Source organism: Bacillus testis (assembly GCF_001243895.1).
Taxonomy (GTDB): domain Bacteria; phylum Bacillota; class Bacilli; order Bacillales; family DSM-1321; genus Bacillus_AD; species Bacillus_AD testis.
This window is the reverse complement of the sequence record NZ_LN851186.1, coordinates 168,450-189,881: the sequence shown is the minus strand read 5'-3', so window position 1 is coordinate 189,881 and position 21,432 is coordinate 168,450. Positions and strand designations below refer to the sequence as shown.

Sequence of the window (21,432 nt, the reverse complement as noted above, 5' to 3'; positions counted from 1 at the left end):
AAGAAATATTGGTTTTACTTGGTGTGTTTGGATGCAAAAATTTACTTTGCCTTCTTACTGTTATCTAGTTTTCAAGGAACAAATCCGTCGAATGATCAACTTTGTTCTTCTTCGTCAGCTTCAATCACTCAGTCACTCACTTATGCAAATAAGCTCGTTCCTTCGTTCAATCGCTTCCTCGAATAACTCGTTGCTGATTCGACTCAGTTTTATGTTTGAGAAAGGAATGCTCTCTCAAAACTAAACAAGACAGTCACGTAACATTCTTCTAATTTCCTTAGAAAGGAGGTGATCCAGCCGCACCTTCCGATACGGCTACCTTGTTACGACTTCACCCCAATCATCTGTCCCACCTTAGGCGGCTGGCTCCAAAAGGTTACCCCACCGACTTCGGGTGTTACAAACTCTCGTGGTGTGACGGGCGGTGTGTACAAGGCCCGGGAACGTATTCACCGCGGCATGCTGATCCGCGATTACTAGCGATTCCGGCTTCATGCAGGCGAGTTGCAGCCTGCAATCCGAACTGAGAATGGCTTTATGGGATTGGCTAAACCTCGCGGTTTCGCTGCCCTTTGTACCATCCATTGTAGCACGTGTGTAGCCCAGGTCATAAGGGGCATGATGATTTGACGTCATCCCCACCTTCCTCCGGTTTGTCACCGGCAGTCACCTTAGAGTGCCCAACTGAATGCTGGCAACTAAGATCAAGGGTTGCGCTCGTTGCGGGACTTAACCCAACATCTCACGACACGAGCTGACGACAACCATGCACCACCTGTCACTCTGTCCCCCGAAGGGGAACGTCCTATCTCTAGGAGTGTCAGAGGATGTCAAGACCTGGTAAGGTTCTTCGCGTTGCTTCGAATTAAACCACATGCTCCACCGCTTGTGCGGGCCCCCGTCAATTCCTTTGAGTTTCAGTCTTGCGACCGTACTCCCCAGGCGGAGTGCTTAATGCGTTTGCTGCAGCACTAAAGGGCGGAAACCCTCTAACACTTAGCACTCATCGTTTACGGCGTGGACTACCAGGGTATCTAATCCTGTTTGCTCCCCACGCTTTCGCGCCTCAGTGTCAGTTACAGACCAGAAAGTCGCCTTCGCCACTGGTGTTCCTCCAAATATCTACGCATTTCACCGCTACACTTGGAATTCCACTTTCCTCTTCTGCACTCAAGTCCCCCAGTTTCCAATGACCCTCCACGGTTGAGCCGTGGGCTTTCACATCAGACTTAAAGGACCACCTGCGCGCGCTTTACGCCCAATAATTCCGGACAACGCTTGCCACCTACGTATTACCGCGGCTGCTGGCACGTAGTTAGCCGTGGCTTTCTGGTTAGGTACCGTCAAGGTACCAGCAGTTACTCTGGTACTTGTTCTTCCCTAACAACAGAACTTTACGACCCGAAGGCCTTCTTCGTTCACGCGGCGTTGCTCCGTCAGACTTTCGTCCATTGCGGAAGATTCCCTACTGCTGCCTCCCGTAGGAGTCTGGGCCGTGTCTCAGTCCCAGTGTGGCCGATCACCCTCTCAGGTCGGCTATGCATCGTTGCCTTGGTAAGCCGTTACCTTACCAACTAGCTAATGCACCGCGGGCCCATCTATAAGTGATAGCCGAAACCATCTTTCCTTCTTCCTCCATGTGGAGGAAGAACCTATCCGGTATTAGCCCCGGTTTCCCGGAGTTATCCCAGTCTTATAGGCAGGTTGCCCACGTGTTACTCACCCGTCCGCCGCTGACTTCCGGGAGCAAGCTCCCTTCTGTCCGCTCGACTTGCATGTATTAGGCACGCCGCCAGCGTTCGTCCTGAGCCAGGATCAAACTCTCCAATAAGTGTTTGACTTGCTCATAAAATAAAACTTGTGTGTTTCAACTCTGTTGAAACGTTTAGTTAGAATTAACGTTGACGTGTTGTCTTGTTTAGTTTTCAAAGAACATCTTCGGTCGCTTGTTTCCTAAGCGACTTTTATATATTATCATTTCTGTGTAACATTGTCAACAACTTTTTTTCTTCGTTTGTGAAGACGTTTATCTCTTGTCGACTTTTATTATTATATAGATGCTCCTTATAAAAAGCAAGCTATTATATAAAAGACAGAAAAATAAATTTACTGTCCTTTCCTAAATCCCTTTTAACACATTCCCCAGCCCAAATAAAAAGCATGAAGCCATGCAATATAGGCTTGGCTTCATGCTTTTTATGATCTATTAATTGATCTCTTTCTACCTGATGCTAAACCTCTCGTTTTCAACATAAGAATGAAGACAAAGAAAAAGCTGCACATCAAGCCATTGTAAGGACTAAAAGCAGTTTAAAGAATGATCGGCGAAGAATGAAGGAAAACTCCCATCGTTAAAAGTTTCACTTTATCTTTTCAACGATATATATAGCCCTTTCTTTATCTAAATCAATCAGTTCCCCTGAATCACTTATCTTAACCATCGGCCTCATCGGATAACGAGTGCTCATGAACATAATTTCTCCACTTCGCCCATCGGATAATTCCACTGATGTGCCAATGGACAATTTGACAGCTCCCCGGACAAGTGTGTCGATCATTTCAATATCAAATTTGCCAAACTCATCGTGCATCATTAATTCAAGTACACGATAGGACGACAGGCGAGGCCTATAGACTTTATCTGAAGCCATAGCATGGAAAACGTCAGCAACCGCTACAATCCTTGAAAAAGGATGAATCTTATCAGCCTGGACAGCATTTGGATAACCGGATCCGTCCAACCGCTCATGATGCTGGAGAATGGCCAGCTTCATTTCCTTTTTGATCCCTGTACTTTTCTGAAGCATCTGATAACCCAATAACGGATGATTTTTAATTTCTTTAAATTCTTCCTGCGTTAACGGGCGTTCCTTGGCCAAAATGCGATTCGGGATTTTTGCCATCCCTATATCGCTTAGACAACCAGCAAGGCCTACTTGGACAATATCGCCCTGATTATAGTACAGTTTCTTAGCCATATATGCAGATATCAGCCCCACTGATATAGCATGATGATAAAAATAATCATTTTTATTTGTATAATGATGGAGAGAAAAGAGATCTTCCTCTGATGGCAACGCTTTCTCAAGAAGGGGCACAAATATGTTTCTGATTGCCGGAACATCGACCATAGATCCAGCTTGCCAACCTTTAAAAAGCTTTTTGAAGGACTTTACTGCATCCATATATGAAAGAAGGAAACTGGTTTCCTTACATGTTTCACCGCCGGCCTCACCATGGTCAGCATCGCTTGTTTCTTTTGGATTAACAGCTTTGCCGTCCTCCCTGTATTTTTCAACGTATAATTCCTTGATTAAAAAGGCATTCAATACCTCTATCAGCTCATTGGTCACAATTGTCTTTTTATAGGCAATCGGATGCCCCTTCCTTAACTGGATATCCCTCTCCAGGATGCATCCCTCTGTAAGATCGCCTAGCTTGATTTTCAAAATCCCCACCCCTAATCAGGACAAACTTTATGTATATGTCTATAATAATAAAACATTCCACTTGGGAAAACTATACAATTTAAAAAGATTAAGTAAATTACAAGTAAAACATAAAAACCCATAAAAAAAGCCCGGGTCCGATTAATCGGATCCGAGCCTTTTTTTATTCATTGTCACTAACCTCATTTGAATCTGCTGTTGCCTGTTCCTCTTCCGCATGTGCGTCTGTCGGGGCATTGCCAGCTTCTTCTTCGTCTTCTTGGTCGACGATGGCCACTGTGGACACATACTCATTTTCTTCATCACCCAGGCGGATCAGCTTAACGCCTTGCGTGTTCCGTCCTGTCTGTGAAATGTCGCTGACAGCTGTACGGATAATAACGCCTGCCGCTGATATGATCATAAGGTCTTCATCGCCGGTAACCGTTTTAATCGCCACTAAATCGCCAGTTTTTTCAGTGACATTGCACGTTTTGATTCCTTTGCCTCCTCGGCTTTGAATCCGGTATTCTTCTTCTTTCGTACGTTTTCCGTAACCGTTTCTTGTTACATTCAGGATTTCATCGCCTTCATGCACCAATTCCATTCCGATTACTTCATCGCCTTCACGGAGAGTAATCCCTTTTACACCGGTCGCCGTTCTGCCCATTGTTCTTACATCCTCTTCTGGAAAACGGATCATCATACCGTCTTTTGTTCCGATGATAATTTGCTTATGGCCGTCAGTCAATCTAACGGAAATCAACTCATCCTCTTCCTTTAGGCCAAGTGCAATCAAACCATTGTTGCGGATATTGGCAAAAGATGCAAGAGGAGAACGTTTGCTGATGCCGTGCTTGGTCGTGAAGAATAAGAAATTATCCTCATTAAACTCACTGACTGGGATAATAGCATTCACCCATTCGCCTTTTTCGACTTCCAAGAGGTTGATGATAGGAAGCCCCTTGGCTGTACGTCCATACTCTGGGATTTCGTATCCTTTGGCGCGGTATACTTTCCCTTTATTCGTAAAGAATAAGATCGTATCATGCGTGCTGGTCGTCAACAGATGCTCTACGAAATCATCTTCATGCGTACCCATGCCCTGAACGCCTCTGCCTCCGCGTTTTTGACTCTTGTATGTCGAAATCGGCAGGCGCTTGATGTAGCCTTTTTGTGTCAATGTCACAACGATGTTCTCAACAGGGATTAAATCTTCATCCTCAATGCTCTCCAATCCTTTGAGAACAATCTCTGTCCGTCTTTCATCGTTGAAGCGCTCTTTAATTTCTGTCAGTTCTTCGCGGATAATTTGAAGAACCTTCTCTTCATCAGCTAGGATCGCCTTCAATTCGTTGATCAATTCAACCAGCGCCTGATATTCGTTTTCGATTTTTTCTCTTTCTAGTCCTGTCAAGCGTTGCAGACGCATATCGAGGATAGCTTGGGCTTGTTTCTCGGAAAGAGAGAAATTGCTCATTAATCCTTCTCTTGCGATATCCGTCGTTTCTGATCCACGGATCAACGCAATAACAGCGTCAAGATGGTCAAGGGCAATGCGCAGCCCTTCCAGGATATGCGCTCTTGCCTCCGCTTTCCGCAGTTCGAATTCGGTACGTCTGCGGATAACGACCCTTTGATGGTCCAAATAATGTGTTAAGCACTGCTTTAAGTTCAGCACTTTCGGCTGGCCATCAACCAAAGCAAGCAGGTTAATGCCAAAATTGGTCTGCAGGGCAGTATGCTTGTAAAGATTATTGAGAAGGACATTTGCATTGGCGTCTCTGCGAAGCTCCATAACAATACGCATTCCTCTGCGGTCGGATTCATCCCTTAAGTCGGTGATGCCATCGATCTTCTTATCGCGCGCCAATTCTGCAATCTTTTCAATCAATTTGGCCTTATTGACCTGATATGGAATTTCATGAACGATAATCGTTTGCTTGCCATTTGCCTTTTCCTCAATTTCAACACGGGCGCGCAAGGTAATGGAACCTCTGCCCGTTTGATAGGCTTTACGGATTCCGGAACGGCCAAGGATCAGTCCGGCTGTCGGAAAGTCTGGCCCTGGAATGTATTCCATCAACTCATCGATTGTAATATCAGGATTGTGTGTGATAGCTAATACTCCATCGATTACTTCACCAAGTTGGTGCGGAGGTATATTCGTCGCCATCCCTACAGCAATCCCCGCTGAACCATTCACAAGTAAGTTTGGGAATCTGGCCGGAAGAACAACCGGCTCTTTTTCGGCACCGTCGTAATTGTCTTGGAAATCGATTGTGTCCTTATTGATATCACGGATCAATTCCATAGAAATTTTTGACATACGGGCTTCTGTATAACGCATGGCAGCTGCCTGGTCGCCATCGACAGATCCGAAGTTCCCGTGGCCATCCACCAGCATATAGCGGTAGTTAAAAGGTTGCGCCATACGGACCATAGTGAAATACACAGCAGTATCGCCATGCGGATGGTATTTACCGATAACTTCACCGGTGATACGGGCCGACTTCTTGAAAGGCTTATCGGCAGTGATTCCCAAATCATTCATCGCATATAGAATCCGTCTGTGCACCGGCTTCAGACCGTCCCTCACATCAGGAAGCGCCCTTGATACAATAACGCTCATCGCGTAGTCAAGGAATGACGTACGCATTTCATTACTTATATTAACTTCTGTTACTCTTGATTCTGACATGGAGCAAACCTCCTTTTGAAAGCATTCACTTATCTATTTTCTCGATTCGTATGATGTAAAAGACAGGATAGACCTAATCTATCCTGTTCCCTTAAATATCTAGGTTTTTTACATAAACGGCATTTTCTTCAATGAAGTTTCTTCTTGGTTCAACTTTATCGCCCATCAGCATTTCAAACGTTTCATCTGCATCAATTGCATCGCTCAAATGCACCTGCAGCATGGAACGCATATCGGGGTCCATTGTCGTCTCCCATAATTGTTCCGGATTCATTTCCCCAAGACCTTTGTAACGCTGTAAATTTGGCTTCGGCTGTTGAGGAAGCGTGTTTAGAATTTCTTCAAGCTGTCTATCATTATAGGCATATTCCACTTTCTTACCTTGTGAAATCTTGTAAAGAGGCGGCTGGGCGATATATACATAGCCGCTTTCGATCAGATTTCTCATATAGCGATAGAAGAATGTAAGCAATAGTGTGCGGATGTGAGCCCCATCGACGTCGGCATCTGTCATGATGACGACTTTATGGTAACGGGCTTTAGAGATATCGAATTCATCGCCGATCCCTGTTCCAAGCGCCGTAATCATCGTCCGGATTTCTTCGTTTGACAAAATTCGATCCAAACGCGCTTTTTCCACATTCAGAATTTTTCCGCGCAACGGAAGGATGGCTTGGAAATGGCGGTCGCGTCCCTGCTTCGCTGAACCGCCCGCAGAGTCTCCCTCAACGATGTACAATTCTGAAATGGACGGGTCCTTAGAGGAGCAATCCGCCAATTTCCCTGGCAAACTGGATACTTCCAGAGCAGATTTTCTTCTGGTCAGTTCCCTTGCTTTTTTGGCTGCCATTCTTGCACGGGAAGCCATCAATCCTTTTTCTACGATCTTCCGGCCTATTGTCGGGTTCTCATACATAAACTTTTCCAGTTTGTCGGAAAGAATGGAATCCGTAATCGTTCTTGCTTCTGTGTTGCCCAACTTTGTCTTCGTTTGCCCTTCGAATTGGGGATCAGGATGCTTGACGGATATAATCCCGGTCAACCCTTCCCTTACATCTTCCCCTGAAAGGTTCGCATCGTTTTCTTTGATTAATCCCTGCTTGCGGGCATAATCATTAATCACACGAGTCAACGCTGATTTAAATCCAGCTTCATGCGTCCCACCCTCGTGTGTAGGGATATTGTTCGCAAATGAGTAGATGCTGCTTGTGAAACCTTCGTTGTATTGCAGGGCCACCTCAATGGTGATGCCATCCCGTTCGCCCGAAATAGCGATTGGCTCTTCATGGATGACTTCCTTGCTGCGGTTTAAATGCTCCACATAAGACACGATTCCGCCTTCATAATGATAGCTATTTTCCCGCTTAGGCTCCCTGTTGTCCTTGATGGAAATTTTGATATTCTTATTCAGAAAAGCGAGTTCCCTGATACGGGTCGCTAGCGTATCATAGTCGTATTCCAGTGTTTCCGTGAAGATTTCCGGATCTGGACTGAAGTGGATGACTGTTCCTGTGTGGTCAGTTTCCCCAATGACTTTCAGATCGGCAACCGGAACGCCTCTTTCATATTTTTGGTAGTAGATTTTTCCATCACGGTGGACACTGACTTCCAAGTAGGAGGATAGAGCATTAACGACTGATGCACCTACACCGTGAAGGCCTCCGGATACCTTATATCCTCCACCGCCAAATTTACCTCCTGCATGGAGGACAGTCATGATGACCTCTACAGCCGGACGTCCCATTTTCTCCTGGATATCCACCGGAATACCGCGGCCATTATCTTTTACTGTAATACTATTGTCTTCTTCAATGATCACTTCGATATGATCGCAGAAACCTGCCAGCGCTTCATCAATACTATTATCGACAATCTCCCATACAAGATGGTGAAGGCCTTTTCCGCTTGTCGAACCGATATACATTCCCGGACGTTTCCGAACCGCTTCAAGACCTTCCAAAACCTGTATCTGATTGGCATCATACGTTTGTTGTTCTGTTTTTTGATCCATAGTCAATCCGTATCACCTGCACTTTTTATTTAAAATCCATTTCTGTCGCTTACTATTTATGTGAATCAATCTAGCAATCATTTTTCCTTAATCATAGAGGGGCCCTCGTTTCGAACGTTTAATAAGCGTGGAAGAGGATAAAGGGGAAAAATAAATATGATTGGCAGTTACGACAATCGATTTGCATGTGTCTGTCCCAATCTGAATGGGTTTGACAGGCCATTTCCCAAGAAACTCCTGAACACTTGAGGAATTCTTGACTGTTTGGCAGTCAAGGACGGCCAACAAATCCTTTGCTTTGACCACCTGGTCCCCGCCAATGCTAATATACATGATTCCACCCCTATTTCACTTGCTTCATTTGCCCCTGTACCACTTCAAACGCCGCCGCTTCCCTTAAGGTCGCGTGGTCAATCCCTTCCACGCTGGTCGTTGTAACGAACGTCTGGACTTTCCCTTGAATTGTGTTTAATAAATGGGATTGTCTATAGTCGTCTAATTCGGAAAGAACATCATCAAGCAGCAGGATCGGATATTCCCCGATTTCAGAATAAATCAATTCTATTTCGGCCAGTTTCAACGATAGGGCGGTCGTGCGCTGCTGCCCCTGGGAACCAAAGGTCTGAACATCACGGCCGTTCACGATGAAGACAAGATCATCGCGATGCGGACCAAACAGCGTAACGCCGCGGTCAATCTCTCTTTGTTTTATTTTATCAAATTTCATTTGGTATTCTTCAGTCATTTTCGACAAATCCATTGAATCTGATACATCTACGGATGCTTTATATTGTATTTGAAGTGTTTCGAGGTTACGGGAAATGCCCTTATGGATGGGTTCGGCCCATTTTTGGAGAAGCGCAAGGAATTGAAAACGTTTCTCGACGACTTTCACCCCATACTCAATGAACTGCTCGGTCAATACATCGAGCATTGCCATATCCGTCTGTTTTTTGCTTTGAAGCAATTTTAGGTAATGATTGCGCTGCTGCAGGATTTTTTGGAATTGCGAGTACTCATATAAATACAAAGGCGATACTTGTCCAATTTCCATATCTATAAAACGCCGTCTGACCTGTGGGCTGCCTTTGACAAGGTTCAGATCCTCCGGCGCGAACATGACGACATTCATATTTCCAATATATTGGCTGAGCCGTTGCTGCTCAATATGGTTGCACTTTGCTTTTTTTCCTTTTTTTGAAATGATGAGTTCAAGCGGGATTGTACTGTTCCGTTTTTTTATCCTACCTTCTATTTTAGCATATTCTTCGTCCCAGCGAATAAGATCTTTATCATTGGACGTTCTATGGGATTTAGCCATGGCAAGAACGTAGATCGCTTCCATGATATTGGTTTTGCCCTGTGCATTTTCACCCAGGATGACATTCACTTTATTTTCGAAACCTATTTCAAGATCTTCATAGTTTCTGTAGTTCTTCACTTTAAGCGATTCAATATGCATACGATCGTTCCTTTTATTCTTCTCCGCTTATAAGGAATTTGCCGAATTGCGGGATTTCAATGACATCTCCATTTCTTAACTTGCGCCCTCTGCGCACATCTAGTTCACCATTGATAAAAACGTCATGTTCACTCAAGAACCATTTAGCCATGCCGCCGCTATCTATGACATCTGCGATCTTCAAAAATTGGCCCAGCGTTATATATTCAGTTGAGATAGCAATTGATTTCATACGTATATACACTCTTTCTATCAAGATTTCTGATACTTAATTTTACTAAAGTAAATGATAATACACAAAGAAAACTCTTTATTAGTTTATCATGCCCTTTTTCCGGGTGTATTTTGCCTTGGCAAAGTAAAAAAGCTGCCAGTCGAAACTAACAGCTTTCACTATTCAAGATAAAATCAATACGTTCTTACCGGCAAAATCAGTTGAAGCATGGAATCATCATGTTGTGCTTGGATGACAAAAGGTCTCATGGCCCCTGTAAAGCTAACTTTGATATCCGTTCCTTCAAGTGCTCTTAGGGCATCCATCATAAACTTGGCATTGAAAGAGATTTTAAGGTCTTCCCCTTCAATATTTTCCACTTGCACTTCTTCTACCACTTTCCCAATTTCAGGAATGTTGGAAGAGATTTCGACTCCTGATTGGCCTAAGGTTGAAAGTTTAACGATATTATTTTTTCCTTCACCCAATAACGAAGCACGCACGATTGATTGAAGGAAATCTTTTGTGTTCAGCGTCACATCCGTTTTGCTTTCCGTTGGGATCAGGCGGGATGTGTCAGGGTAATTGCCTTCAAGTAGTCGGGAGAAGAATAACAAATGCTTCGTTTTAAATAAAATTTGGTTATTAGTAATGACGATATGCACCAAGTTATGAGAATCATCCAGAATTTTGCTCAACTCAGTCAAGCTTTTACCAGGAATGACTACGTTATAGTTTTCAGCAGCCTTCGATTCTACCTTTGCTTTCCGTAAAGAGAGCCTGTGGCTATCTGTTGCAGTACAGGTGATATTTTCGTTTTCTATCTTCCAGTTGACACCTGTCAAGATAGGGCGTGTTTCTGACGTGGACACTGCATAAACAGTTTGGCGAATTAAGGTCTTTAAGAGATCGGTAGGAATACAAATGGTATTCTCTTCTTCGATTTGTGGAAGATGAGGATATTCATCTGGATCTAAACCATTTAGATTGAACTCTGCTTTTCCTGAACGAATAATCGTTTGGAATCCGTTCTCTACAGAGATCTCCACATTTTCTAGAGGAAGTTTTTTGACAATCTCGTTAAAGAACTTTGCTTGAAGGACAATGCTGCCCTGCTGCTTGATCTCAACCAATTCATTCCCTTCTTCTTCTAAAGGGATGAATGATTGGATCGAGATATCAGAGTCGCTTCCCGTCAGACTTACTCCATTATTTGTAGCTGTGATTTTAATACCAGTCAGAATAGGGATGGTTGTTCTAGAAGCAACTGCTTTCATTACATCTTGCACACTTTCGACAAGTTTGTCTCTTTGTATGATGAATTTCATAGTGAACCTCCTGATTTTATGAACGTATGTTTATATTATTTTTTTTAAAAAAAGTAGTAACAGTAGTAATAGGGGCTGTGAGTATGTGGATAACTGCCATTTTGCTAAGGAAAAACAGTCTATCCACATGTGGACAGACTGTGCATAAACATAATGAGGTTATCAACATTATTCAGTTTGCCGATAGATTTGCCTATTTAGCCGATGTATCTATCTTTACTTTAACTGATTATTGATCTCTTTAATTTGCATTTGAAGTTGGGGATCGGTTTGCAAAAGCTTTGAGATTTTTTCGTGAGCATGGATAACAGTAGTATGATCCCGTCCTCCAAATTCATCCCCTATTTTTGGCAGGGAGGAATCCGTTAGTTCACGTGACAAATACATGGCAACCTGGCGAGGGAAAGCGACGGATTTCGTACGTTTTTTTGCCTTGAAGTCTTCAAGCTTAATATTGAATTGCTCGCCTACGGCCTTTTGGATTTCATAGATTGTAATAACCTTTGGTTTCGAGCTCGGAATGATATCCTTTAATGCTTCAGCTGCTAGATCAGCATTGATATCTTTATTGATCAACGACGAATAGGCGACAACCCGAATCAAAGCTCCTTCAAGTTCACGGATGTTGGAGTCGATTTGATTGGCGATATACAGCATTACTTCGTTTGGTATATCCAACCCTTCTGCTTTTGCCTTTTTTCGCAGAATCGCAATTCTTGTTTCCAGATCAGGAGGAGTAATATCCGTGATAAGGCCCCATTCGAAACGTGAGCGCAGCCGGTCTTCTAGTGTTGGAATTTCCTTTGGCGGCCGGTCACTGGATATGACAATCTGTTTACTTTCTTCATGGAGCGTATTGAATGTATGGAAAAATTCTTCCTGAGTGGACTCTTTTCCCGCTAAAAATTGGATGTCATCGATCAGAAGAACATCCACGCTCCGGTATTTATTGCGGAAATCCTCCGCTTTATTATCACGGATGCTATTGATGAATTCATTCGTAAATTTCTCTGAAGATAAATAGACAACCTTTGCGGATGGATTATGTTCCAATACATAATGTCCGATGGCGTGCATTAAGTGAGTCTTCCCCAATCCAACTCCCCCATAGATGAACAATGGGTTATAGGCTTTCGCCGGTGCTTCCGCTACGGCCAATGAAGCAGCATGGGCGAATCGGTTGCCGGACCCAATGACAAAAGTGTCGAACGTATTTTTTTTATTCAGCATATGCTGAGGAAAATCAGCTGAATCCTCTTGTTTCTGCTGTTTTACTTTTTGCTGTCCGTTCAAATCAGACTGCGTGTCATTTTGATTTTGGGGTATAACGAATTTCACGAATAATTCTTCGCCGATCACATCATAGAGAACACTTGAAATAAGTTGGGTATAGCGACCCTCCAACCAATCCCTTGCAAATTCGTTTGGAGCAGTGATGGTTAATGTATCGCCTTGGATTGCTGTGGCCTTCGTTGATTTTAACCATGTTTCATAGCTCGGTTTGCTTACTTTCTTCTCCATCTGCAGTAATACCTGGTCCCACAGGACATCAATATTTTCCAAATTTGTCCCTCCTTTTTCAGTTAATCAATGTTGCTAGTAAAAAAAGATAAATGCGCTAACCAATCTTTTTAGGTATAGAAATGTGAAAAAACACATAATCTGAAAAGGTAGTAATATGCTTTAACAGTAAGCGTAAAATCTATGCTTATCTTACATAAAGATGTGGATAAACTACATAATAAGAAATAATCTAGTTTTCGACAAAAAAAGCTACCTGTGGACAAGTAGTTATAAACAACTGTAAATAACTATCCACAAGTTATGCACAGTTTGTGGATAAAAGGTATTATGCCGAAAAGTTATTCAGAGTGAAAACACAAATATGATAACAAATAATTAAAGGCGTTGCAACGATTATTCATACTTATCCACATAACGCACCTTTGTGGGAAACTATTTATCACCAAAGAAAGGATATGTTAAAAACCTGTCTAATAATGTTGTGGATAACGAAAAATGTCGAAAAAAATATCCACAAGTGATAAATCAGGGGACAATTCTTCTTCTATCTTCCCTGTTCTTTCTTTTTTTTATACAAGGAATAAAATCGAATAAACGAAACGTTGGCCAGTGCAGGACTAAAACGCTCGCCGATCATCAGCTGAATTATTTTTGCTGCTGCTTGAAGGGGAGTTTCGCGCCGGTTCGAAGGGTCCCCAAAAATAGATTTCAGCGGACAAAGATGGGTGGCGGATCTCCATTCCAATATCTTTTTCTTAATAGAGTTGACAATTTCAAGGTCTCGTCTATATAATTAGTAAGACTGTCTTTAACTGTTATCCTCAGGGAGGTGTCATATAATGAAAAGAACTTATCAACCAAATAAGCGTAAACACAGTAAAGTTCACGGTTTTCGTGCACGCATGAGCACTAAAAACGGACGTAAAGTGTTAGCAGCTCGTCGTCGTAAAGGAAGAAAAGTATTATCTGCATAGGCCACTGAAAAATCTCAGTGGTTTTTTTTCAGTTAAAAAGGCAATTATGATAAAAAATAATTGCAGAGCAGATTGCTTAATTTGAAGGTGTATAAATGAAAAAGAAATTTAGAATCAAAAAAAATGAAGAATTTCAGCGTGTTTTTCATGAAGGTGAATCATTCGCCAACAGACAATTTGTCGTGTATATCCTTCAAAAAGAGGACCAGGACTATTTCCGGATCGGATTGTCGGTCAGTAAAAAAATCGGCAATGCGGTAACAAGGGTCCGTATTAAACGCTATATCCGCCAAGCATTCCTTGAGCTGAACAGCCAGGTGCGAGAACAGCGGGATTATGTGGTGATCGCCAGAAAACCTGCGGCAGATATGGCGTTTAATGAGGTCAAAAGTAGTCTGATACACGTTCTAAAAAGAGGAAAAGCATTAAAAAGCCCGTCCAAGAAGGAAAGTAAGTAGCACTAAGAAAGGCATGTAGTTGTACTGGCGCCTCTAGCAGTTGTGCATCCGTTTACATATTGTACAAGCCTGCAAAGAAGACGAGCTTTTTAATTTAAATACAATTTTAGTACCAGGCATTAAGGAGGAAATCACGTTTGAAAAAGCGAATATTGCTTATCGTTGCAATTGCTTCATTGATGATGTTGCTTTCTGGTTGTTCACAAGTCAATCAGCCGATAACGAGCGAAAGCACAGGATTCTGGAATGAATTCGTTGTCTATCCTTTATCGGTAGTTATCACGACTATTTCCCATGCATTAGGCAATAACTTTGGGCTTGGGATTGTTGTTGTAACGATTCTCATTCGGCTGATCTTGCTTCCGCTTATGATCAAACAGACGAGAAGCACAAAGGCGATGCAAGCCATTCAGCCTGAAATGCAAAAATTGAAAGAAAAATATGCATCAAAGGATGCGGCCACTCAACAAAAACTTCAGCAGGAAACAATGGCACTTTTCCAAAAGCATGGAGTAAACCCGTTGGCAGGATGTTTACCTCTTATTATCCAGATGCCAATCTTGATCGGTATTTACCATGCAATTATGAGAACCCAGGAAATCGCCAACCACAGCTTCTTATGGTTCGACCTTGGGGATAAAGATCCATACTACATCTTGCCAATTATTGCTGGTGTTGCAACATTTGCACAGCAGAAGATGATGATGGCCGGACAGGAAGCCAATCCGCAAATGGCCATGATGCTATGGCTAATGCCAATCATGATCATTGTGTTTGCAATTAACTTCCCATCCGCACTTTCGTTGTATTGGGTTGTCGGTAACATCTTTATGATCGTACAGACATTCTTTATAAAAGGGCCGGACTTACGCAAGAAGGCCAGTCCTGCGGGAGGAAATAAAAAGTGAGAGAAGTAACTGCTAAAGGCCAAAGTGTCGAAGAAGCAGTAGAGATTGCCTTAGCTCAATTAAACACAACTAGAGACCGGATTGAGATCGACGTACTCGATGAAGGAAAAAAAGGATTATTTGGATTATTCGGTTCGCGCAAAGCCGTGGTAAAAGCAACGATGAAACCGGATCCGATAGAGGAAGCAGAAAAATTCTTGCAGGAAGTAACCAGCCAAATGGGGTTGCAGGCGAAAATTGACAAGAAGATCGAAGGTAGAAATGTCACTTTCACATTATCCGGAGATAAGCTGGCTCTTCTAATCGGCAAAAGGGGACAAACGTTGAATTCTCTTCAATATTTAACGCAGCTGGCAGCCAATCGCCATGCGAAGAAGCATTTGACAATCATGCTTGATGCAGAAGAATATAGAAGCAGAAGAAAAGAAACACTGGTCCATCTCGCTGAGCGGGTAGCCCAAAAAGTATTGCGGACGAAGAAAGAAGTAGTCCTGGAACCAATGCCTTCATATGAGCGAAAAGTAATTCATACTGCATTGATGAAATACAAACAGATTGAAACGTATTCTAGTGGTACAGAACCTTACCGCCATTTAGTGATCACAACTAAAAAATAAAAAAAACCTTTCCGTTCAGCGCGGAAAGGTTTTTTTGTCCCTTTCTAATTGGCGCTAAGGCACCGATTGTTCAATTAACGGCCGGTAGGATCTTCCGCTGTTTTAGAGAAGGGTGTTTTAAGAAATGCCTCCTAGGTGCAAAATGAAAAAGACAATGGATAAAGAGGGATCGGAAGATTGTTATTCACATGTGGATAAGTTACAATAAGCGGAGAAAAATGGTCCGAAATGCCATGTGGACAACTTTTGGCGGAAGCAAATTAGCTTTTGTTGAAAAATAGACTATGGTATTCTAGATATTTAGGCTAAAAATAACTGGAGAAAGTCCGGTTTTTGATAAAGTGAAACTTTGATCGTTGGGGATTGCCATTCATTCTCCACCAATCAAAAAGTTGAACCAATCGGATTGGGATAAAAGGACATAACAACTAATGGAGAGGTGCTATATGGAGTTTGATACAATTGCAGCGGTATCCACGCCCATGGGGGAAGGAGCGATCGCAATCGTCCGCTTAAGCGGAAGCGATGCATTCCCGATCATCGACAAGATTTACAGCGGGCCCAGCCAAAAAAAACTGTCAGATGCCCCTTCGCATACGATTCACTATGGGCATTTAAAAGATCCCCGTACAGAAAAGACGGTTGAAGAAGTAATGGTTTCTGTCATGAGGGGCCCAAAAACGTTCACAAGGGAAGATGTGGTGGAAATTAACTGCCATGGCGGGATTGTTTCCGTTAAAAAGGTGTTGAATCTCGTTCTTTCTATGGGAGCAAGATTGGCTGAGCCCGGGGAGTTTACAAAACGCGCCTTTCTGAATGGCCGTATTGATCTATCGCAGGCTGAAGCAGTCATGGATTTAATTAGAGCGAAGACAGACCGTGCCATGAATGTGGCACTTAACCAAATGGAAGGCCGGCTTTCCACACTGATTAAAAAGCTGCGCCAGGAAATCCTTGAAGTGCTGGCCCATATCGAAGTGAATATCGACTATCCTGAATATGATGATGTGGAAGAAATGACGCACCATATGCTTATTGAGAAAGCATCCTACGTCGATGAACAGTTAAAAAAATTGCTACAGACAGCAGAGCAAGGGAAAATTTTGAGGGATGGTTTATCGACGGTGATTATCGGACGCCCGAACGTCGGGAAATCCTCTTTATTGAATAGCCTTGTCCACGAAAACAAAGCAATCGTCACAGATGTCCCTGGTACGACAAGAGATGTGATCGAAGAATACGTCAATGTAAGAGGCGTACCTTTACGATTGGTCGATACAGCGGGCATCCGGGAAACAGAAGATATCGTGGAACGGATCGGCGTAGAAAAATCGCGCGCCGTTTTGAAGGAAGCGGATTTAATTTTGCTTGTCCTCAATTATTCAGAGGAATTAACCAAGGAAGATGAGCAGTTGTTTGAAGCAATTGCAGGAATGGATGCTATCATTATTGTTAATAAGACAGATCTTAGCCAGAAGATCGACCTGGAAAGAGTGAAAGAATTGGCGGGGCAATCCCCGGTCATCACAACTTCCCTATTGGAAGACCAGGGAATCGATGAACTGGAAGAAGCGATTTCTGCTTTATTCTTTGAAGGCGAGTTGGAATCGGGAGATCTTACGTATCTTTCTAATACACGTCATATCGCCTTGATCTCCCAGGCTCAAAGTTGCATTAAAGATGCAATTTCAGCTATTGCCGGAGATGTACCGATTGATCTTGTGCAGATTGATTTGACGCGCTCGTGGGAGTTGCTTGGTGAAATTATCGGCGACAGTATGCAAGATAGCTTGATTGATCAGCTATTTTCACAATTCTGTTTAGGAAAATAAAGAAGGTTTATTAACAAAGGAGGAAGAGGAATGCCATACGAAGCAGGCCATTATGATGTAATCGTAGTAGGAGCCGGACACGCAGGCGTTGAAGCGGGACTTGCTTCCGCCCGGATTGGGGCAAAAACGCTTATGCTTACCATTAATCTTGATATGGTGGCATTTATGCCATGCAACCCGTCTGTTGGAGGACCGGCGAAAGGGATTGTCGTAAGGGAAATCGACGCCTTAGGCGGAGAAATGGGCAAGAATATAGATAAGACGCATATCCAAATGAGAATGCTGAATACAGGAAAAGGGCCGGCAGTACGTGCATTGCGTGCGCAGGCAGATAAATTTCTGTATCAACAGGAAATGAAATTAACGATCGAGAAGGAAGAAAATCTTTCATTGGTTCAAGGCATGGTTGAACGATTGATTATTGAAGACGGCAAATGTACGGGTGTGGTGACGCAGACAGGAGCTACGTATACGGCCAAAAGTGTCGTCATCACGACAGGTACGTTCCTAAGAGGGGAAATTATCCTTGGGGAATTAAAGTACTCAAGCGGCCCGAATAATCAGCAGCCTTCCATTAAACTCTCCGAACACCTGGAAGAACTAGGTTTTGACCTTGTTCGCTTTAAAACAGGTACGCCTCCGCGTGTGAATAGTGACAGCATCGACTACAGCAAGACGGAAATCCAGCCAGGAGACGATGTACCAAGAGCTTTTTCGTATGAAACGACCTCTTACATCACTGACCAATTGCCATGCTGGCTTACGTATACAAGTACGCAAACACACCAAATCATCGATGCCAACCTGCACCGGTCACCGATGTATTCAGGGATGATTAAAGGAACCGGACCGCGTTACTGCCCGTCGATTGAAGATAAAGTGGTACGCTTTAACGATAAGCCGCGCCACCAGATTTTCCTTGAACCGGAAGGAAGAAATACAAAAGAAGTATATGTCCAAGGGCTTTCCACCAGTCTTCCGGAAGATGTGCAAAAGCAAATGCTGGCCACTATTCCGGGATTGGAAGAAGCACAACTGATGAGAGCTGGATATGCCATTGAATACGATGCCATCGTACCGACTCAATTATGGCCAACATTAGAAACGAAAAAAATTGAAAACCTATATACAGCGGGACAAATAAACGGCACTTCCGGCTATGAGGAAGCAGCCGGACAAGGCTTGATGGCCGGTATCAATGCAGCCCAAAAAGCGCTTGGCAGAAAAGAAATTATCCTTGGGCGTGCAGATGCCTATATAGGCGTGTTGATTGATGATCTAGTTACAAAAGGTACAAATGAACCGTATCGTTTGCTGACATCACGTGCGGAATACCGTTTGCTTTTGCGCCATGATAATGCCGATTTGCGCTTGACGGATATCGGTTTTGAAATCGGTTTGATCAAGGAAGACCGTTACCGGGCTTTCCAGGCCAAAAGACAAGATATCGAAGAAGAAATAGCCAGATTGAAATCCACTATTCTGAAACCGACAGAGGAGCTTCAGCAGCTTGTCTTAAAAGCAGGAGGAAGCGAGCTGAAAGACGGCATCCGCGCGTCTGACCTGATGAGACGCCCAGAGATGAATTATGCTGTTATTGACCAAATTGCGCCAAGTGAAAAGGTGCTTTCCGAAGACGTCAAGGAACAGGTGGAAATTCAGATCAAATACGAAGGATATATCGAAAAATCCTTGCAACAAGTTGAAAAGCTGAAAAAGATGGAAGACAAAAAAATACCGGATAACATCGATTACGATGCCATCAACAGCTTGGCATCCGAAGCCAGACAAAAATTGAAGAATGTCCGCCCGCTTACGGTGGCCCAAGCTTCAAGAATCTCCGGCGTCAATCCGGCAGACGTATCCATTCTGCTTGTTTATCTGGAGCAAGGAAAAATCGCACGTGTATCAAATTAAATGACAGAGGTTGAATGCCAATGAACGAAGAACAATTCATCACTATGCTGAAGGAGAAGGGCATCGAGCTCTCTCCGCGGCAAGTGGAACAATTCCAGCTTTACTACTCCACATTGGTTGAGTGGAATGAAAAAATGAACTTAACGGCCATTACTGAGAAGAATGAGGTTTACTTGAAACATTTCTACGATTCGATCACAGCCGCTTTCTATGTAGACTTCTCACAAGTCGAGCATGTATGTGATGTAGGGGCCGGTGCAGGCTTCCCCAGCATACCGATCAAAATCTGTTTCCCTCATCTGAAGGTATCCATTGTTGATTCATTGAATAAGAGAATCTCTTTTCTGGAACATCTGGCACATACGCTTCAATTGGAAAATGTTCATTTTTACCATGACCGTGCAGAAACGTTTGGCCAAAACCCGGCCCATCGTGAATCCTACGACCTGGTGACAGCACGTGCGGTTGCCAGATTATCGGTCCTTTCTGAACTATGCCTTCCGCTTGTTTCACAGGGCGGCAGGTTCTTCGCCATGAAAGCGGCAAGCGCCCAGGAGGAACTGAAGGATAGCAAGAAGGCAATCTCAACGCTTGGAGGAGAAATGGAAGCAGTCGATAGCATGTTATTGCCGATCGAAAACAGTGAGCGGACCTTCATAACCATTAAGAAAGTCAAAAAGACACCAAAGAAATACCCAAGAAAACCTGGAACGCCAAATAAAACACCCATTTCCTAAGCATTTTGTGCCTTTCTGCCATTTACTCGCAAAGAGAGGATAGGCAGAAGGCACCGAATGTACTAAAATAGAGGAAGTGCAATCATTCAAGCTTTGCTTTTTTTTGTATGATTTTGTCGTTAGAAAATAGAAGGAACTTGTCATTTTCATAGAGAATATGTACCGAGGGAGTTTCTTAAAGGTGGTGTCAGGGATATGAAGCATCCTTTTTCACGTTTTTTTAATATTGGTGAAAAAGCAGAAATTGTGGAAGAGCATACGGAAGATGTGAAGCCAAACAATAACGAAGAGATCAAGAAAATTCCCCTTTCAGATATCGTTCCAAATCGTTTTCAGCCGAGAACGGTTTTTAATGATGAAAAAATAGCGGAACTCGCGCAAACCATTCACACGCATGGAATCATCCAACCGATTGTCGTGAGGGAATACGAACAAGGTCGCTTTGAAATCATTGCGGGTGAACGCCGTTTCAGAGCAATGCAAAAATTAGGCTGGGAAGAAGCGCCGGCCATCATTAAAACATTTAATGACCGGGAAACAGCTTCCGTTGCCCTCATAGAAAATCTCCAGCGGGAAGAATTATCCCCGATAGAAGAGGCGATTGCCTACAGCAAATTGATCGAATTGCATCAGCTGACCCAGGAAGCATTGGCACAGCGATTGGGAATCGGACAATCGACAGTCGCCAATAAGCTAAGATTGCTGAAACTTCCGGAAGAAGTAAGGGAAGCATTGATGCAGAAGACGATCACCGAGCGCCATGCCCGATCGTTGATTCCTTTAAAAAATGCTGAAAAGCAAATCCTGCTGCTTCAAGAAATCTTGGAGAAAAACCTGAATGTCAAACAGACGGAAGAAAGAGTGGAAAAACTCTTGGCGGCTACGGAGAAAAAACCGAAGCCGAAGCGGAAGGCATTCAGCAAGGATATGAGAATTGCCGTCAATACAATCAGGCAATCTTTGAATATGGTCATGGATAACGGCATCAAGCTTGATGCGGAAGAAGAAGAACATGACGAATATTATCAGTTCACTATTAAAATACCAAAGAAAAAATAAATAGATAGAATACGAGGGAGTTTTTGTGCGTGGCCGCGTGCAAAAACTCCTTTTTCGTTATGCTCTGAGAAAATGATCAATCCTCTCTAATAAATGGAAACAGGAGGTAAAGTTGGAAAAAGCGAAATATATTTTGCCCTTTTTTATGTTAAAATAAGTTACACGTGAAACAAAAAAGAATATATCCCATTCTAACCGGTGCTAGAACTTCCACTTCAACCTGAAAGCGAAGATAAAGAAGCGGTCAAGCGCCAGTGAGAAA

At 43.2% G+C, this 21,432-nt stretch carries 16 protein-coding genes and 1 rRNA gene; 8 read left to right on the top strand and 9 right to left on the bottom strand.

Going from position 1 to position 21,432, the window contains the following annotated elements; all coding sequences use genetic code 11:
• Positions 1–281 precede the first annotated feature (281 nt).
• From BN1765_RS01400 to dnaA, 9 genes are all read right to left on the bottom strand, one after another.
• Positions 282–1,831: ribosomal RNA gene (locus tag BN1765_RS01400) — 16S ribosomal RNA — on the bottom strand.
• A gap of 529 nt (positions 1,832–2,360) precedes the next feature.
• Positions 2,361–3,449: an HD-GYP domain-containing protein gene (locus tag BN1765_RS01395; RefSeq protein WP_230199491.1), complete on the bottom strand. Its 1,089-nt coding sequence runs from the start codon at positions 3,447–3,449 to the stop codon at positions 2,361–2,363.
• A gap of 163 nt (positions 3,450–3,612) precedes the next feature.
• On the bottom strand, positions 3,613–6,129 hold the full coding sequence (gene gyrA / locus BN1765_RS01390) for a DNA gyrase subunit A (protein ID WP_050613531.1): 2,517 nt from the start codon (positions 6,127–6,129) through the stop codon (positions 3,613–3,615).
• 91 nt (positions 6,130–6,220) lie between these two features.
• Complete coding sequence (gene gyrB / locus BN1765_RS01385; protein ID WP_050613530.1) at positions 6,221–8,140, bottom strand: DNA topoisomerase (ATP-hydrolyzing) subunit B; 1,920 nt, start codon at positions 8,138–8,140, stop codon at positions 6,221–6,223.
• Positions 8,141–8,227: 87 nt separating this feature from the next.
• Positions 8,228–8,473, bottom strand: coding sequence for an extracellular matrix regulator RemB (remB, locus tag BN1765_RS01380; RefSeq protein ID WP_069202974.1), 246 nt, complete (start codon positions 8,471–8,473; stop codon positions 8,228–8,230).
• 10 nt (positions 8,474–8,483) lie between these two features.
• On the bottom strand, positions 8,484–9,602 hold the full coding sequence (gene recF / locus BN1765_RS01375; protein WP_050613529.1) for a DNA replication/repair protein RecF: 1,119 nt from the start codon (positions 9,600–9,602) through the stop codon (positions 8,484–8,486).
• A 13-nt stretch (positions 9,603–9,615) separates the two neighbouring features.
• Positions 9,616–9,834 carry a S4 domain-containing protein YaaA gene (gene yaaA / locus BN1765_RS01370; protein ID WP_050613528.1) on the bottom strand — a complete coding sequence of 73 codons (219 nt, stop codon included), beginning with the start codon at positions 9,832–9,834 and terminating at the stop codon, positions 9,616–9,618.
• Positions 9,835–10,010: 176 nt separating this feature from the next.
• Positions 10,011–11,144, bottom strand: coding sequence for a DNA polymerase III subunit beta (gene dnaN, locus BN1765_RS01365; protein WP_050613527.1), 1,134 nt, complete (start codon positions 11,142–11,144; stop codon positions 10,011–10,013).
• A gap of 216 nt (positions 11,145–11,360) precedes the next feature.
• Complete coding sequence (gene dnaA / locus BN1765_RS01360; protein WP_050613526.1) at positions 11,361–12,707, bottom strand: chromosomal replication initiator protein DnaA; 1,347 nt, start codon at positions 12,705–12,707, stop codon at positions 11,361–11,363.
• A gap of 800 nt (positions 12,708–13,507) precedes the next feature.
• Between dnaA and rpmH the strand changes: the two genes are divergently transcribed.
• The 8 genes from rpmH (at position 13,508) to noc (ending at position 21,170) form a co-directional block, all read left to right on the top strand.
• Positions 13,508–13,642: a 50S ribosomal protein L34 gene (gene rpmH, locus BN1765_RS19410; protein ID WP_019243402.1), complete on the top strand. Its 135-nt coding sequence runs from the start codon at positions 13,508–13,510 to the stop codon at positions 13,640–13,642.
• 95 nt (positions 13,643–13,737) lie between these two features.
• On the top strand, positions 13,738–14,100 hold the full coding sequence (rnpA, locus tag BN1765_RS01355; RefSeq protein WP_050613525.1) for a ribonuclease P protein component: 363 nt from the start codon (positions 13,738–13,740) through the stop codon (positions 14,098–14,100).
• A 137-nt stretch (positions 14,101–14,237) separates the two neighbouring features.
• The gene (gene spoIIIJ / locus BN1765_RS01350) at positions 14,238–15,008 is read left to right on the top strand and encodes a YidC family membrane integrase SpoIIIJ (protein WP_050613524.1); all 771 of its coding nucleotides are present in this window, start codon (positions 14,238–14,240) and stop codon (positions 15,006–15,008) included.
• Positions 15,005–15,625: an RNA-binding cell elongation regulator Jag/EloR gene (gene jag / locus BN1765_RS01345; RefSeq protein WP_050613523.1), complete on the top strand. Its 621-nt coding sequence runs from the start codon at positions 15,005–15,007 to the stop codon at positions 15,623–15,625. The genes spoIIIJ and jag overlap by 4 nt, the downstream gene beginning before the upstream one ends.
• A gap of 446 nt (positions 15,626–16,071) precedes the next feature.
• Positions 16,072–17,457 (top strand): tRNA uridine-5-carboxymethylaminomethyl(34) synthesis GTPase MnmE, encoded by a 1,386-nt coding sequence (gene mnmE, locus BN1765_RS01340; RefSeq protein ID WP_050613522.1) that lies wholly within the window; start codon positions 16,072–16,074, stop codon positions 17,455–17,457.
• A gap of 30 nt (positions 17,458–17,487) precedes the next feature.
• Positions 17,488–19,374, top strand: coding sequence for a tRNA uridine-5-carboxymethylaminomethyl(34) synthesis enzyme MnmG (mnmG, locus tag BN1765_RS01335; protein ID WP_050613521.1), 1,887 nt, complete (start codon positions 17,488–17,490; stop codon positions 19,372–19,374).
• A 20-nt stretch (positions 19,375–19,394) separates the two neighbouring features.
• Positions 19,395–20,111, top strand: a complete 717-nt coding sequence (gene rsmG, locus BN1765_RS01330) for a 16S rRNA (guanine(527)-N(7))-methyltransferase RsmG (protein WP_050613520.1) — start codon at positions 19,395–19,397, stop codon at positions 20,109–20,111.
• A 195-nt stretch (positions 20,112–20,306) separates the two neighbouring features.
• Positions 20,307–21,170, top strand: a complete 864-nt coding sequence (gene noc, locus BN1765_RS01325) for a nucleoid occlusion protein (RefSeq protein WP_050613519.1) — start codon at positions 20,307–20,309, stop codon at positions 21,168–21,170.
• Positions 21,171–21,432 lie beyond the last annotated feature (262 nt).

Coding starts and splice junctions, on each gene's coding strand:
- gyrA (WP_050613531.1), bottom strand. CDS start 6,129: ATGTCAGAATCAAGAGTAACAGAAGTTAATATAAGTAATGAAATGCGT.
- gyrB (WP_050613530.1), bottom strand. CDS start 8,140: ATGGATCAAAAAACAGAACAACAAACGTATGATGCCAATCAGATACAG.
- remB (WP_069202974.1), bottom strand. CDS start 8,473: ATGTATATTAGCATTGGCGGGGACCAGGTGGTCAAAGCAAAGGATTTG.
- recF (WP_050613529.1), bottom strand. CDS start 9,602: ATGCATATTGAATCGCTTAAAGTGAAGAACTACAGAAACTATGAAGAT.
- yaaA (WP_050613528.1), bottom strand. CDS start 9,834: ATGAAATCAATTGCTATCTCAACTGAATATATAACGCTGGGCCAATTT.
- dnaN (WP_050613527.1), bottom strand. CDS start 11,144: ATGAAATTCATCATACAAAGAGACAAACTTGTCGAAAGTGTGCAAGAT.
- rpmH (WP_019243402.1), top strand. CDS start 13,508: ATGAAAAGAACTTATCAACCAAATAAGCGTAAACACAGTAAAGTTCAC.
- rnpA (WP_050613525.1), top strand. CDS start 13,738: ATGAAAAAGAAATTTAGAATCAAAAAAAATGAAGAATTTCAGCGTGTT.
- mnmE (WP_050613522.1), top strand. CDS start 16,072: ATGGAGTTTGATACAATTGCAGCGGTATCCACGCCCATGGGGGAAGGA.
- mnmG (WP_050613521.1), top strand. CDS start 17,488: ATGCCATACGAAGCAGGCCATTATGATGTAATCGTAGTAGGAGCCGGA.
- rsmG (WP_050613520.1), top strand. CDS start 19,395: ATGAACGAAGAACAATTCATCACTATGCTGAAGGAGAAGGGCATCGAG.
- noc (WP_050613519.1), top strand. CDS start 20,307: ATGAAGCATCCTTTTTCACGTTTTTTTAATATTGGTGAAAAAGCAGAA.